The sequence below is a fragment of the Nonomuraea sp. H19 genome, assembly GCF_052068215.1.
Taxonomy (GTDB): domain Bacteria; phylum Actinomycetota; class Actinomycetes; order Streptosporangiales; family Streptosporangiaceae; genus Nonomuraea.
Genome location: NZ_JBQHCV010000011.1, coordinates 296,560 through 309,474, shown reverse-complemented (window position 1 = coordinate 309,474; position 12,915 = coordinate 296,560). Strand labels below are relative to the sequence as shown.

The 12,915-nt window shown below is 70.0% G+C and carries 15 protein-coding genes; 10 read left to right on the top strand and 5 right to left on the bottom strand.

Features of this window, described 5'->3' with window-relative positions:
- Positions 1-9 precede the first annotated feature (9 nt).
- Complete coding sequence (mshA, locus tag ACTMTI_RS26000) at positions 10-1,287, bottom strand: D-inositol-3-phosphate glycosyltransferase (protein WP_441123117.1); 1,278 nt, start codon at positions 1,285-1,287, stop codon at positions 10-12.
- A 93-nt stretch (positions 1,288-1,380) separates the two neighbouring features.
- On the opposite strand from mshA, the gene ACTMTI_RS25995 reads away from it, so the two are divergent.
- Both ACTMTI_RS25995 and ACTMTI_RS25990 read left to right on the top strand, forming a co-directional pair.
- Positions 1,381-2,124, top strand: coding sequence for an SDR family NAD(P)-dependent oxidoreductase (locus ACTMTI_RS25995; protein ID WP_441123116.1), 744 nt, complete (start codon positions 1,381-1,383; stop codon positions 2,122-2,124).
- Complete coding sequence (locus ACTMTI_RS25990) at positions 2,117-2,908, top strand: class I SAM-dependent methyltransferase (RefSeq protein WP_441123115.1); 792 nt, start codon at positions 2,117-2,119, stop codon at positions 2,906-2,908. The genes ACTMTI_RS25995 and ACTMTI_RS25990 overlap by 8 nt, the downstream gene beginning before the upstream one ends.
- Here the strand turns inward: ACTMTI_RS25990 and ACTMTI_RS25985 are convergent.
- The gene (locus ACTMTI_RS25985) at positions 2,905-3,417 is read right to left on the bottom strand and encodes an O-acetyl-ADP-ribose deacetylase (protein WP_441123114.1); all 513 of its coding nucleotides are present in this window, start codon (positions 3,415-3,417) and stop codon (positions 2,905-2,907) included. The genes ACTMTI_RS25990 and ACTMTI_RS25985 overlap by 4 nt on opposite strands.
- A gap of 54 nt (positions 3,418-3,471) precedes the next feature.
- On the opposite strand from ACTMTI_RS25985, the gene ACTMTI_RS25980 reads away from it, so the two are divergent.
- The 5 genes from ACTMTI_RS25980 (at position 3,472) to ACTMTI_RS25960 (ending at position 6,195) form a co-directional block, all read left to right on the top strand.
- The gene (locus ACTMTI_RS25980) at positions 3,472-3,831 is read left to right on the top strand and encodes a BlaI/MecI/CopY family transcriptional regulator (protein WP_441123113.1); all 360 of its coding nucleotides are present in this window, start codon (positions 3,472-3,474) and stop codon (positions 3,829-3,831) included.
- Positions 3,828-4,733: a M56 family metallopeptidase gene (locus ACTMTI_RS25975; protein WP_441123112.1), complete on the top strand. Its 906-nt coding sequence runs from the start codon at positions 3,828-3,830 to the stop codon at positions 4,731-4,733. The genes ACTMTI_RS25980 and ACTMTI_RS25975 overlap by 4 nt, the downstream gene beginning before the upstream one ends.
- Positions 4,734-4,793: 60 nt before the next feature.
- Positions 4,794-5,288 (top strand): helix-turn-helix domain-containing protein, encoded by a 495-nt coding sequence (locus ACTMTI_RS25970; protein ID WP_441123111.1) that lies wholly within the window; start codon positions 4,794-4,796, stop codon positions 5,286-5,288.
- A gap of 3 nt (positions 5,289-5,291) precedes the next feature.
- A complete protein-coding gene (locus tag ACTMTI_RS25965) occupies positions 5,292-5,708 on the top strand; it encodes a hypothetical protein (RefSeq protein ID WP_441123110.1) in 417 nt (138 codons plus the stop codon).
- Between the two features lie 121 nt (positions 5,709-5,829).
- Positions 5,830-6,195, top strand: coding sequence for a DUF2516 family protein (locus ACTMTI_RS25960; protein ID WP_441123109.1), 366 nt, complete (start codon positions 5,830-5,832; stop codon positions 6,193-6,195).
- Between the two features lie 510 nt (positions 6,196-6,705).
- Here the strand turns inward: ACTMTI_RS25960 and ACTMTI_RS25955 are convergent.
- Positions 6,706-7,728, bottom strand: a complete 1,023-nt coding sequence (locus ACTMTI_RS25955) for a TetR/AcrR family transcriptional regulator C-terminal domain-containing protein (RefSeq protein ID WP_441123108.1) — start codon at positions 7,726-7,728, stop codon at positions 6,706-6,708.
- A 111-nt stretch (positions 7,729-7,839) separates the two neighbouring features.
- Here ACTMTI_RS25955 and ACTMTI_RS25950 point away from each other — a divergent pair, with 111 nt between their 5' ends.
- Together ACTMTI_RS25950 and ACTMTI_RS25945 are read left to right on the top strand one after the other, a co-directional pair.
- Complete coding sequence (locus ACTMTI_RS25950) at positions 7,840-8,928, top strand: FAD-dependent monooxygenase (protein WP_441123107.1); 1,089 nt, start codon at positions 7,840-7,842, stop codon at positions 8,926-8,928.
- 28 nt (positions 8,929-8,956) lie between these two features.
- Complete coding sequence (locus tag ACTMTI_RS25945; protein WP_441123106.1) at positions 8,957-10,564, top strand: DUF2207 domain-containing protein; 1,608 nt, start codon at positions 8,957-8,959, stop codon at positions 10,562-10,564.
- On the opposite strand, the gene ACTMTI_RS25940 is transcribed toward ACTMTI_RS25945, so the two are convergent.
- Positions 10,561-11,469, bottom strand: coding sequence for an asparaginase (locus tag ACTMTI_RS25940; protein WP_441123105.1), 909 nt, complete (start codon positions 11,467-11,469; stop codon positions 10,561-10,563). The two genes, ACTMTI_RS25945 and ACTMTI_RS25940, sit on opposite strands and share 4 nt — an antisense overlap.
- 62 nt (positions 11,470-11,531) lie before the next feature.
- On the opposite strand from ACTMTI_RS25940, the gene dtd reads away from it, so the two are divergent.
- A complete protein-coding gene (gene dtd / locus ACTMTI_RS25935) occupies positions 11,532-11,957 on the top strand; it encodes a D-aminoacyl-tRNA deacylase (RefSeq protein ID WP_441123104.1) in 426 nt (141 codons plus the stop codon).
- 10 nt (positions 11,958-11,967) lie between these two features.
- Here the strand turns inward: dtd and ygfZ are convergent, their stop codons facing one another.
- Positions 11,968-12,906: a CAF17-like 4Fe-4S cluster assembly/insertion protein YgfZ gene (gene ygfZ, locus ACTMTI_RS25930; protein WP_441123103.1), complete on the bottom strand. Its 939-nt coding sequence runs from the start codon at positions 12,904-12,906 to the stop codon at positions 11,968-11,970.
- Positions 12,907-12,915 lie beyond the last annotated feature (9 nt).

Here is a 12,915-nt window from a genome sequence, read left to right as displayed (position 1 = left end):
AAGTGCACGCTACAGATTGACGGCCACGGGCGTCTTGTGCAGGTTGGCGATGGCGGCCGCGTACACCTCCATCAGCCGCGACGAGGTGGCCTGCCAGCCGAAGGCGGCCGCGTGCGCGCGGGAGCCCTGTGACAGCTCGCCGCGCCAGCGCGGCGAGGTGAGGAAGCGGCGCAGCGTGCGCGCCCACTCGGCCGGATCGTGGCCGTCCACGAGCACACCGGAGACCCCATCCCGTACGGCGGTGCGCAGACCCCCCACGGCGGCCGCGGCCACCGGGGTGCCGCAAGCCTGGGACTCCAGGGCGACGAGCCCGAACGACTCGCTGTACGACGGCACGACGGTCACCGTGGCCGCCCGGTACCAGTCGGCCAGCTCCTCCTGCGGAGCCGGGGGCACGATGTGGACGACGTCGGAGATGCCCAGCTCGGCGGCCAGGTCGGTGAGGAGGGACGGTCTGGCCAGGCCGTTGCCGGAAGGGCCGCCGACGCAGGCGACCACCAGGCGGCCGCGGAGCGCCGGGTCCTCGATCAGCATCCTGGCGGCGGCGCGCAGCAGCACGTCAGGGGCCTTGAGCGGCTGGACGCGGCCCACGAACAGCAGCACGTGGGCGTCCTGCGGCAGGCCGAGGCGGCGGCGGGCGACGTCCTGCCGGCCGGGCTGGAAGACGGTGAGGTTGACGCCGGGGTTCACGACGGCGACGCGCTCCTCGGCGGCGCCGTACAGGTCGATGAGCTCGCGGGCCTCATCGGCGGTGTTGGCCACCAGGCGGTCGGCGATCTGCACGACCTGCTCCTCGCCCACCACGCGGGCCGGGGGCTCGGGCTTGTCGCCCTGGGCCAGCAGCAGGTTCTTGACCTTGGCCATGGTGTGCATGGTGTGCACGAGCGGCACGCCCCAGCGTTCCTTGGCCAGCCAGCCGACCTGGCCGGACAGCCAGTAGTGGGAGTGGATGACGTCGTAGCGGCCGGGATCGTACATGGCCTCGGTGCGCAGCACCTCCGACAGGAACGCGCAGAGCTGCCCCGGCAGGTCGCTCCTGTCCATCTCCTCGTACGGCCCCGCGGTCAGGTGCCGGACGAGGACGCCTGGCGCGAGCTCGGCCACGGGCGGCAGGTCGCGGGCGGTGGCCCGGGTGAAGATCTCCACCTCCACGCCGAGCTGAGCCAGTCGCTTGGCGGACTCGACGATGTACACGTTCATGCCGCCGGCGTCGCCCGTACCGGGCTGGTCCAGCGGCGATGTGTGCATGCTGATGGTCGCGACCCGGCTGACCCGTCGTCGCCTCACTCGACACCACCTCCAAGCGTGGTAAACCACACAGATTTTTCCGACATTCCCGGCAGGCGGTCACCAGCGTGCAGGCCTGGCAGGATGAGGTCCATGCGGAGAACGGCTGTGGTGACCGGCGCGAGCAGCGGAATCGGCGAGGCGACGGCTCGCCGGCTCGCCGCCGAAGGATATGACGTGGTAGCGGGTGCACGGCGCCGCGACCGGCTGGACGAGCTGGCCGTGAAGGTGCCCTCGATCAGGCCGGTGACGCTGGACGTGACCGCGCAGGAGTCGGTGGACGCGCTCGTGGCCTCCCTGGAGCGGTGCGACGTGCTGGTCAACAACGCCGGCGGCGCGCTCGGCCTCGAATCGGTCGCGGAGGGGCGGCCTGCGGACTGGCAGCGGATGTACGACGTCAACGTGCTCGGCTCCCTGCGCATGACCCAGGCACTGATCCCCAAGCTCATCGAGTCCGGCGACGGCGTGCTGGTCATGCTGACCTCGACGGCGGGGCTGGTGTCGTACGAGGGCGGGGGCGGCTACTGCGCGGCCAAGCACGCCCAGACGTCGATGACCGAGACGCTGCGCCTGGAGCTGGTCGGGCAGCCGGTGCGAATCGTCGAGATCGCGCCCGGAATGGTGAAGAGCGAGGGGTTCGCGCTCACCCGGTTCCGGGGGGACGAGGCGGCCGCGGCCCGCGTGTACGACGGCGTTCCCGACCCGCTGACCTCCGAGGACGTGGCCGACGCCATCGCGTGGTGCGTGACCCGCCCGGCCCATGTGAACATCGACCGCATGGTCATCCGGCCCCGCGCCCAGGCCGCGCAGCACAAGGTGCACCGGATAAGTGGCTAGACCGGTCGGCGCCATCACGCGGGGGACCACGGGTTTCAACCGGCTGCGGCGCTGTGACCGGTGGATCGTGGCGGTGCGCGGGCGGGCATTGCGGGCGGCGGACCGGCCCCTGGTGGTGGACCTGGGCTATGGGGCCTCGCACACCACCACGCTGGAGCTGTTCACCCGGCTGCGCGTGGTGGCCCCCGGGGTCGAGGTCGTCGGGATCGAGATCGACCCGGCCAGGGTGGCGCTGGCGAAGCCGTACGAGCGGGAGGGGCTGAGTTTCACGCGCGGCGGCTTCGAGCTGCCCGTCTCCCGCCCGCCGGCGCTGGTGCGGGCCTTCAACGTGCTGCGCCAGTACGGCGAGGCGGAGGCGTGGCACTACTGGGACGTGCTGCGCGGCAAGCTGGCCCCCGGCGGCCTGCTGGTGGAGGGCACCTCGTCGGAGAACGGGCGGCGCGCGATCTGGGTGGGCCTGTCGCCCCAAGGGCCCGAGACGATCACGTTCTCCGCCCGGTTCGACGCCTTCGAGCGGCCGTCCGACCTGGCCGACCGGCTGCCGAAGACGCTCATCCACCGCAACGTGCCGGGTGAGCGCATTCATGCGTTCCTGCGGGACTTCGACCATGCGTGGGCGGTCAGCGCGCTCTATGGCCCGCACGGGGCGCGGCAGCGGTGGCTGGCCACCGTGCGTGCGCTGGCCGGCTCCTGGCCGGTGGCCACGCGGCCGCCGCTGGGCGGCCCGGCCAGGTGGCGGCTCGGCGAGCTGACGCTGCCCTGGCCGGCGATCGATCCGCGCTAGCCGGCTGCCAGCCGCTCCTCGAAGACGGCGTACGCCGCGCTGTCGAACAGCACGAACCGGACGTCCTCGACCGAGGTGTCCGCGTGCCGTACCGCCTCCAGCGCGATCCTGGCGGCGTCGTCCATGGGCCAGCCGTAGATCCCGGTCGAGATCGCCGGGAAGGCCACCGACCTGGCACCCTGCGAGTCGGCCACGCGTAGCGACTCGCGGTAGCAGGACGCCAGCAGCTCCGAGCGGTCCTCCGACTTGGAGTAGACCGGCCCGACCGTGTGGATCACCCATCGCGCGGGCAGCCGCCCGGCCGCCGTGGCCACCGCCTGACCGGTCGGCAGGCCCTTGCCGTAGTGGGAGGCCCGCAGCTTCCTGCACTCCGCCAGGATCTCCGGCCCGCCCTTGCGGTGGATGGCGCCGTCCACGCCCCCACCGCCCATGAGCGATGAGTTGGCGGCGTTCACGATGGCGTCGGCTCGCTGCTCGGTGATGTCTCCGCGGACCAGCGTGATATCCATCTCACCAGCATCCCGGATGCCAGCTCGACAGCTTGTAGAGCTACCCTGAATGGCGTGAAGGGTCTTGGCGAGCTTGAGCGCAGCATCATGGACATCCTGTGGGCGGAGAAGAACGGCGCGCTGACCGCCCGCGAGGTCGGCAGACTCATCGCCGACCGCGATCTTGCCCCCACCACGGTGATGACCGTGCTCGACCGTCTCACCCGCAAGGGATTCCTGCGGCGGACGCGCGATGGCCGGGCATGGAGATATCAGCCCGCGGGAAGCCGCGACGCCTACATCGCCGAGCTTATGCTGGAAGCCTTGGACTTGACGGGCGATCGGTCGGCCGCCTTGACCCGCTTCGCCCAGGCGGTGTCGGGGCCCGAGGCGGAGATCCTGCGCAGAGCCCTCACGGAGCTGGAGGACGAGTGATCACGGCAGCGGCGCTGGCAGCGCTCGCCACGGCGTGCGCGGTTGGCTCCTGGCGTTTCACGACGGCCCGGTGGACCTCACGCGCGCCCCGGCTGGCCATCATTCTCTGGCAGTCGCTGGGCGTGGCCTGGGGGCTGGCGACGACCGGCGCCATGCTGGCGTACGCGGTCCAGCCCTACGGCGTCGGCGTGCTGCCGGGACTCATCGCGTTCGCGAGCGGTGAGACGCCGCTCCAGCCCTGGGACGCGTTGCACGTGCTGGCCATGATCGCGGGCATCACCGCGCTCGCCGTGCTGGTCGCCGTGCTGCTCACCGCCGGGGTGCAGACGCTGCGGGCGCGCAGGCGGCACCGCATGCTGCTCGCGCTGATCTCGCACGACGACCCCGGTGTGCCCGGGGTGCGCGTGCTCGACCATCCGAGCGCGGCGGCATACTGCGTGCCCGGGCTGCGCTCGCAGGTCGTGGTCAGCCAGGGCGCGCTCCGGCTGCTGTCGCAGGACGAGCTGACCGCCGTGCTCGCGCACGAGGCGGCGCACGTACGCGAGCGGCACGACCTGGTGCTGCTGCCGTTCGCCGCGCTGCGCAGGGCGCTGCCCTGGTCGAAGGTCGTGGCCGACGCGCAGGCGCAGGTGGAGCTGCTCGTGGAGATGGCCGCCGACGACCGCGCGCAGCGCTACTGCTCGCCGCGCAGGCTGGCCACGGCGCTGCTCAGGTTCGGTACGGCGGGCGCCATGCCGACCCCGCACGGCATGCTGGGCGTCCACGTCCACAACGTCATGGCCAGGGTGGATCGCCTGATCAAGCCGGGTCCCGAGCTGGCCCCGTCGATGCGTTACGGATATATCGCACTCTCTGTGACTTTGGTCACCGCCGCACCGTTCCTGTGGGTTATCCAGCTCTGATGCTTGCTGGAGTTAATCAGTGTGTTTGCAAATGCAAGCAGCGCCCGGCACACTATGCGTATGGCACTACCCAAAGTCGGCTCGATCGGTGAATACATCCGCGAGCAGCGGCAGCAGGCGAAGATCTCGCTGCGCCAGCTCGCGGCGGCGGCAGGGGTCTCCAACCCCTACCTCAGCCAGATCGAGCGCGGCCTGCGCAAGCCGAGCGCGGAGATCCTCAACCAGATCGCCAAAGGTCTGCGCATCTCCTCCCAGGCGCTCTACGTGCAGGCGGGCCTCATCGAGGACCGCGAGCCGCCCAGCGACGTGATCACCGCGATCAATGCCGATTCGAATCTCACCGAGCGGCAACGCCAGGTGCTGATCGACATTTACGAGTCGTTCCGCAAAGAGAAGCACGCCGAGGACGAGCAGACCTCCCAGAACGCCCGCCCTCAGCGCGACTCCGATCCGGACGACGAGCAGCCGCTGCCCGAGGAGTTTCTCGCCGCTCTTGAGCCCTTCGCGGCGACCTCACGCAACGGCAACGTCACCCAGGAAACCAAGGAAGGTTAACCCATGACGCTCGCCACCGAGGTAAAGAAGCTCACCGAGTCCAAGCCGTTCTACGCGGTCGCCGGTGTCGGCGACTATGCGGTCGAGAAGCTGCGCGAGCTGCCTCAGCAGCTGGCTCAGCTCCAGACGCGCCGTTTCGAGCTCGCCAGGGAGCTGCCCGAGAAGGCCCGCGAATACGCCGGCAAGGCCGAGGGCATCGCCAAGGAGTTCCCCGAGAAGGCTCGCGGCTACGCCGACCAGCTGACCCTCAAGGCCACCGAGGTCTATGAGGACTTCGCCACGCGCGGCCGCAAGGTCGTCAGCAAGGCCAGCGGCGAGGCCGCCCTCGAGCTGGAAGAGGTGTCCGAGGCCGCCGAGCCGCCGGTCGCCGAGCCCGTGACCCCGGTCAAGAAGACCCGCACCACCAAGGCCAAGGCCTGACATCACGGAAAGGTCCGTCTCCCATCGGGAGGCGGACCTTTTCGCTTCGGGGTGCCCGGCTGTCGGGGGTGCCTATTAGGCTGGGGCCGATTTCATCGCGGCGTTGGGCGGAGCCAACAACATGAATTTGATCAACGGAGTCTTCAACCTTCTCTTCCTGGTGCTCGCCGCCATCGTCTTCGGCATGTCGGTCTACGCGCTCGTGCACGCGGCCCGGGTGCCGACCAACGCGTTCATCTCGGCGGGCAAGCTGAAGAAGAACCTCTGGCTGCTCATCCTCGTGCTGGCGACGCTGTTCTCGGGCGCAGGGGCGTGGAGCTACTTCAACGCCTTCCTGATCATCGGCAGCGCCGACTTCATCGGCATCGGCCTGGGCTTCTTCTCGATCTTGGCCGTCATCGCCGCCACCGTCTACATCGTGGACGTCAAGCCGGCCGTCAAGGGCATGGGCGGCCGGGGCAACAGCGGCCCCTACGGCCCCTGGTGACGGACGGCTCCTAGCCCTGTGGGACCGCCCTGGAGCTAGGGTGTGAACTGTCGCTGGCGCTTGCTATGCGAGCCTGTGGTTACCGGTGGAACTGTCACTGTGATCCAAACCTCTGTCGGCCGATCGGGTTGCGACGTAGGGTAATCGGTCGGTAATGTTGAGTCACAGCTGGGTGCCTGACTGGCGTCCGATCCTCGCCCCTGTTGGTGTCCGCACCACCGGGACAGCGTCCGGCGGGGCGGTGGCCCAAGAGCCGCACTCCATCCAGGAATGCGGAGTCAGGCCCCGATAACGCGGTTCTCAACCACGGTCTGTCCGGCTTGCCGGACGGACGCGGCTTCGGCTTCCACCGGATCGTTTGCCCGGCCTCGGTCGGCAGGCGACGAGGCTACGCCGGTGTCCGTTTTACTTTTGTAAACACAGAGAACCGAAGACGCTTCCGGTTATGACCTACGACCTCCACGCACGCACGGGGCGCGGCTTCCGCCGCCTGCGCATCCAGATTTCGCATTAGTCGATCAGTTCAGCGAGCCCGTCGAGCAGCGGGCTCAGCCCGAACTCGAAGAGCCGGTCGAGATCGAGGTCGAAGTCGCCCAGTTCGTCGAGGAGCTTGCCGAACGCCGAGTATTCGCGAGATCCCGCGATCGCCTGCAGGTGCTCCTCCTGCCCGTCCATCCACTCGTCGGCGGTGAGCCCGGTGGCGGCCTGGGCCCGCCGCTCCAGCTCGATGTTGGCGGCGATGCCTTGCACGTAGCTGTAGATCAGGATCTGGACGTACATCTTGCCGGTGGCGTCGAGCCTGGTGCCCTCGAGTGCCTCCATGACGGATTCCGTGTGCTTGAGGAGGCTGGCCGACGGCAGCGGCCTGCTCAGTGAGGTGATCCCGACCAGCCACGGGTGCGCTCGGTAGGCGGCCCACTGCAGGCGCGCCGTCGCCTCCAGCCTGGCCCGCCAGCCGGCCGGCGGCTCCTCGGGCAGCGGGAACTCGTCGATCACGGCATCGAACATCAGCAGGACCAGGTCGTCCTTGCCGCCCACGTGCCGGTAGAGGGACATGGTCGCCATGCCGAGCCGGTCGGCGAGGCCGCGCATGGTGACCTCGGAGAGCCCTTCGGCGTCGGCGATCTCGACGGCCGCCCGCACGATGCGCTCACGCATCACTTCATGCTCTGAAATATCCGCCCGCCGCGCCCTCCCACCGGCACGCGCCCGCGCGGCTCCAGCCACGCCGACGCCCCCATCCTGCGGCCCCTGTCCTCTGCCGCCGCGCGGCTCCGCCGCCCTCCCGCCCCGCAGCTCCGCCGCCCTCCCGCCCCGCAGCTCCGCCACGATCGTGCCGATGCGCGGCTCGGCGACCACCACGCCCTGCTGGGCCAGCAGCGCGAGCGCCTTGGCCGCGGTGGCCAGGGCGACGCCCCAGTCCCTGGCAAGCTGCCTGGTGGACGGCACGCGATCCCCCGGACGCAGCTTGCCCTCGGCGATGCGCCGCTTGATGTCCCCCACGATCTGCGCGTAGGGCGGAGTGCTCGTCAAGGAAAGGCCCTCCTGTTCTAGTACAGATCTTCACAGCATACCCTTGTAACAGCCTGTCTGTACGACGTACATTCAGTTCTGCGTACAACGTCAACACACAGGGAGCGCATCATGAAGGTCCTCATTTCCGGCGCCAGCGTCGGCGGCCCCGTCCTGGCCTACTGGCTGGGGCGGCACGGGTTCGAGGTGACGGTCGTCGAGCGGGCGCCGTCCCCCCGCAAGGGCGGCCAGGCGATCGACATAAGGGGCGCCGCGCTGACCGTCGCGGACCGGATGGGCGTCCTCGACGAGGTCAGAGCCATGAAGACGACCATGCGCGGCATGTCCATGGTGGACGGCGACGGCAACGAGATCATGCGCAGCACCGAGGAGACGCTCAGCGGCGGCCGCTTCGACAGCCCGGACGTCGAGATCATGCGCGACGACCTGAACGCGATCCTCATCGGCGCGACCGACGCCCGCTATCGGTACGACGACTCGATCGCCACCCTGACCCAGGACGGCCAGGGCGTGGACGTGACGTTCGAGAGCGGCGAAAAGGGGCGCTACGACTACGTGTTCGGCGCGGACGGCCTGCACTCCAACGTGCGGAGACTGGCCTTCGGCGCGGAGTCGCAGTTCCTCAGCCACCTCGGCATGTACGTCTCCATCTTCACCGCCGACAACTTCCTTGGCCTGGACCACTGGCAGACCTGGTTCCGTGAGGGCGATGTGGGAGGCGCCCTCTTCAGCGACAGGGACCCCGGCGTGATGCGGGTCAACCTGGGCTTCGCCGCCGATCCGATCGACTACGACCACCGCGACGTCGACCAGCAGAAGCGCCTCATCCAAGAGCACTGCTCGGAGCTGCGCTGGGAGGGCCCGAGGCTGCTCGACGCCATGTGGAAGGCCGACGACTTCTACTTCGACGCCATGGCCCAGGTGAAGATGGAACGCTGGTCGGCGGGCCGGGTGGCGCTGATCGGCGACGCCGGCTACTGCGCCTCGCCGCTGTCGGGTCAGGGCACGAGTCTGGCCATGGTGGGGGCGTACGTGGTGGCGCAGGAGCTCGGCAGGGACCCGATCGCGGCCTTCGACCGGTACGAGGCCCGCATGCGCCCGTTCGTGGCGCAGAACCAGGCGCTCGCGCTCGAGAACCCGGGCCAGGGCGCCGCACCCGAAAGCGTTCAACGGGCGGCAACCAGCATCACACTCGACTGATAGTGACCAACCGATACGATGTGCCGCCATGACGGGTTTCAGACTCACGATGGCCGCCCTGGGGGCCGCTGCTCTGACGTTGACCGCCGTTCCGGCGATGGCAGCAGGGGCAGGGATCACGGACGACGTGACGATGACCCTCGGCAAGAACGGCACCCTGCACGTCGTCGAGAAGATCAGCGGAGCGTCGGGCGGTCTCAAGCGGACGTTCATCACCAGGACCCGCTACGACGACAGCAACGACCGCGTCTACCAGATCTCGAACGTCAAGGGCGGCACCCTCGACGGCGACGTGCTCACGGTGACAGGCCAGACCGTCGAGTACGACGTCAAGGGAGCGGTGACCACCTCGGGCGGGGTCGAGGAGCTGCGCTGGTTCGCCGTGAACGGCTGGAACCAGCCGGTCGCCAAGGCCACGGTCAAGGTCAGCGGCCCCGGCCAGGTGCAGAACCTGTCCTGCTTCGCCGGTGAGCTGACCTCGGCCATCGGCTGCACGTCGGCCTCCATGGACCACTCAGCCACCCGGGCCGACTTCGAGCAGGAGAACATCACCCCCGGCCAGGCCCTGACCGTCGTGGTCGGCTACCCGAAGGGCTCCAGCGGCGGCGCCCCCATCCTGGAGCAGCGCTTCTCGCTGGCGGCCGCGTTCACCCTGAACACCGTCACCGGTGGCGCCCTGGCCGGGCTGCTGGTGCTGCTGCTCGGCGGCATCGGCCTGCTCTACTGGACGCGGGGCCGCGACGCACGGGTGGCAGGCCATGAGAAGGGCGCCATCGTCCCCGTACAGAACGGGCACTTCTCCCCGCCCGACGGGGTCCGGCCCGGCCAGATCGGCACCCTCGTGGACGAGCAGGCCGACGTGATAGACGTGACCGCCACCATCGTGGACCTCGCCGTCCGCGGCTACCTCCGGATCGACGAGCAGCCCCGCCAGACCTACGACGCGCCCGACTGGATGCTGGTCAGGATGCCGAACGCGCCGGTCAACACGCTCCTGCCGTACGAGCACGCGCTCTACGACGCCATCTTCGACGGCCGCGACGCCGTGCTGCTGTCGCAGCTGTCCGGCTCGTTCGCGGCCCACCTGGGCAAGGTCCGCGACGCGCTGTACGCGGACGTGGTCAAGCAGGGCTGGTTCGCCCGCCGCCCGGACACCGAACGCACCAGATGGACCACGATCGGCGTGGTGCTGATCGGCGTGGGCCTGATCGCGACGGCGGTGCTGGCCTGGTTCACCACGTACGGGCTGCTCGGCCTGGCTGTGATCATCGCGGGCGCCGCAATGGCCGTCGGCGGCCAGTACATGCCGGCCAAGACCGCCAAGGGCTCCGCGGCGCTGGCGCACACGATGGGCTTTCGCGAATATCTGTTCTCCGGCGAGCTGGGCAACGTGCCCGAGCAGCACCGGGTGGAGCTGTTCTCCCGCTACCTGCCCTACGCCGTGATCTTCGACGGGGTGGAGCACTGGTCGCGCGTGGTGGCCTCGGTCACCGGCAACGGCGGCCAGGCCGACAACCTCTACTGGTATCACGGGCCCGCGGAGTGGGACCTGTCCAAGTTCGCCGGCTCGATGCGTACGTTCACCACCACGACCTCGGGCGCCATCTCCGCGACCCGCCAGTTCCGCACGCTCTAACGGATGCGCAGCTCGCCGACCGGGCGACCGCCGCCGAGCACCGGCGGGGCGCCCAGCTCGGCCAGCTCAGGGGCGTCCAGCCCGAGCGAGCGCAGCGCCGCCACGGTGACGGCCACGCGGGCGCGCTGCGACCCGTCCTCGATCTTGACCGTGCCCGCGCGCCCGTCCTCGAACACGAACGCGTCGAACGCCTCCGCCCCCGCCTTCAGCATGAGCCCCGGCAGCGCGCGCATCAGCTTGGCCTCGGGGCGGTCGGTGCCCGAAGTCCACTCGGGGTAGGTGCGCATGGCGTCGAAGATCTTGCGCTCGTACGAGTCCGGCGACGACATCGGAAACGCCCGGAACGCCTTGGTCACGCCCAGCATCGACACGTAGAACAGCGGCGCCCCGCACCCGTCCACGCCCGAGGCGGCCACCCGCTCCCCGGTCAGGTCCTCCACCGTCTCCCTGATCGCGCGCTGCAGCGGGTGCGACGGCGCCAGGTACGTCTCCAGCGGCCAGTCGTTCAGCACGCAGGTGGCCAGCATGGCGGCGTGCTTGCCGGAGCAGTTCATGAAGATGCGGCCGCGTTCGGTCACCGCCCGGTCGAACGGGTAGTCCTCGGGGCACAGCAGCGCGGACTCCTCCAGCCCCGCCCCCGCGAGGATCTTCCTGGCCCCGTCGACGTGGAACGGCTCCCCCGAGTGCGAGGCGCAGGCGAGGGCCAGCAGCTCACCCTCGAGCCGCAGCCCGCTCCGGAGCATGCCGAGCGCCTGGAGCGGCTTCATCGACGACCGTGGCGACGCCGGCACGTGCACCGCGCCACGCGCCTCGACCGGGCGCCCTGCCGCGTTCACGGTCAGCATGCGAGCCTGATGAGTGGACTCCACGAACCCGGACCGGACGACTTCCACAATCAGCGACATGTGCCACTCCCTTTCCGGCATGAGTCTACGAAGGGTGTTTTCCTGGCCCAGAATGGGATCCCATGCGAGCAGTGGTGCAGCGAGTCAGTTCGGCGTCCGTCGAGGTCGAGGGACGCACGGTGGGCGCGATCGCCGAGCCGGGCCTGCTGGTCCTGGTGGGCGTCACGCACACCGACACCCGCGCGGAGGCCGCCAGGCTCGCCGCCAAGCTCTGGGGCCTGCGCATCCTGCACGGCGAGAAGTCCTGCTCGGACGTCTCCGCGCCGCTCCTGGTGATCAGCCAGTTCACCCTCTACGGCGACGCGCGCAAGGGCAGGCGGCCGACCTGGCAGGCGGCCGCCCCAGGCCCGGTCGCCGAGCCGCTGGTGGAGGCCGTGGTCGGAGAGTTGCGGGCGCTGGGCGCGCACGTGGAGACGGGCGTCTTCGGCGCGGACATGAAGGTGTCCCTCGTCAACGACGGCCCGATCACCCTCGTCCTCGACGTGTGATCAGCGCTGATCAGCGGATGCGGCGGCGCAGCGAGGGGTCGATGCTGACGTTGCGGCCCGCGTCCGGCGGCACGACGACCTCCTGAGCGGCGGCGACGCCCCCGGCCAGCAGCGGCGCGTCCACCGGCACCGTGCGCTTGATCACCGCCAGCGCGATGGGGCCCAGCTCGTGGTGCCGGGCGGCCGAGCCGACCACGCCGACCTCCTGGCTCTCGAAGATCACCGGAGCGCCGTGCGGGGGCAGCGTGTCGACGCTCCCGTCGAGGTGCAGGAACACCAGGCGGCGCGGCGGATGCCCCAGGTTGTGCACCCTGGCCACCGTCTCCTGCCCGCGGTAGCAGCCCTTGCTGAGGTGCAGGGCCGAGGGGATCCAGCCCACCTCGTGCGGGATCGTCTTGTGGTCGGTCTCGAACCCGAGCCGCGGCTGGTGCGCCTCGATCCGCAGCGCCTCGTACGCCCACAGCCCCGCCAGCGGCTTGCCCATGTGGTCGGGCAGCTCGGCGCGCGGCACCAGGAAGTCCTCCGTGGCCGTGGACAGCACGGCCAGGTCGTCGGCCCGCGACACCTCGACGCGGAGCATGAACCGCATGCGATCGAGATAGTCGATCAGGCTCTGCGCGGTGCCCGGCTCCACGTGGGCCAGCACGCTCTCGCCGTCGTCGACCAGCGTCATGTGGTGCAGCACGCGGCCCTGCAGGTCGAGGTCGAGCGTCTGGGTCCACTCACCCGGTTTCAGCGAGTCGAGCTTTTGCGAGGTGAGGTCGTTGAGCCACTTCAACCGGTCCGCGCCCGAGATCCGGATCACCTCGCGGTTGCTGCGGTCGACGACCGCCTCGCCCTTGGCCAGCACGCGCTGCTCGGCGAACAGGTCGCCGTAGTGCGCGGCAACGTCCGAGTCCGGCTTGTCGGCCGGGACGGCGCCAGAAAGGTCGAGCAGAGGGCTACGCATGCCCTCCAG

Coding starts and splice junctions, on each gene's coding strand:
- ACTMTI_RS25995 (WP_441123116.1), top strand. CDS start 1,381: ATGCGGAGAACGGCTGTGGTGACCGGCGCGAGCAGCGGAATCGGCGAG.
- ACTMTI_RS25985 (WP_441123114.1), bottom strand. CDS start 3,417: ATGGATATCACGCTGGTCCGCGGAGACATCACCGAGCAGCGAGCCGAC.
- ACTMTI_RS25970 (WP_441123111.1), top strand. CDS start 4,794: ATGGCACTACCCAAAGTCGGCTCGATCGGTGAATACATCCGCGAGCAG.
- ACTMTI_RS25965 (WP_441123110.1), top strand. CDS start 5,292: ATGACGCTCGCCACCGAGGTAAAGAAGCTCACCGAGTCCAAGCCGTTC.
- ACTMTI_RS25960 (WP_441123109.1), top strand. CDS start 5,830: ATGAATTTGATCAACGGAGTCTTCAACCTTCTCTTCCTGGTGCTCGCC.
- ACTMTI_RS25950 (WP_441123107.1), top strand. CDS start 7,840: ATGAAGGTCCTCATTTCCGGCGCCAGCGTCGGCGGCCCCGTCCTGGCC.
- ACTMTI_RS25945 (WP_441123106.1), top strand. CDS start 8,957: ATGACGGGTTTCAGACTCACGATGGCCGCCCTGGGGGCCGCTGCTCTG.
- ACTMTI_RS25940 (WP_441123105.1), bottom strand. CDS start 11,469: ATGTCGCTGATTGTGGAAGTCGTCCGGTCCGGGTTCGTGGAGTCCACT.
- dtd (WP_441123104.1), top strand. CDS start 11,532: ATGCGAGCAGTGGTGCAGCGAGTCAGTTCGGCGTCCGTCGAGGTCGAG.
- ygfZ (WP_441123103.1), bottom strand. CDS start 12,906: ATGCGTAGCCCTCTGCTCGACCTTTCTGGCGCCGTCCCGGCCGACAAG.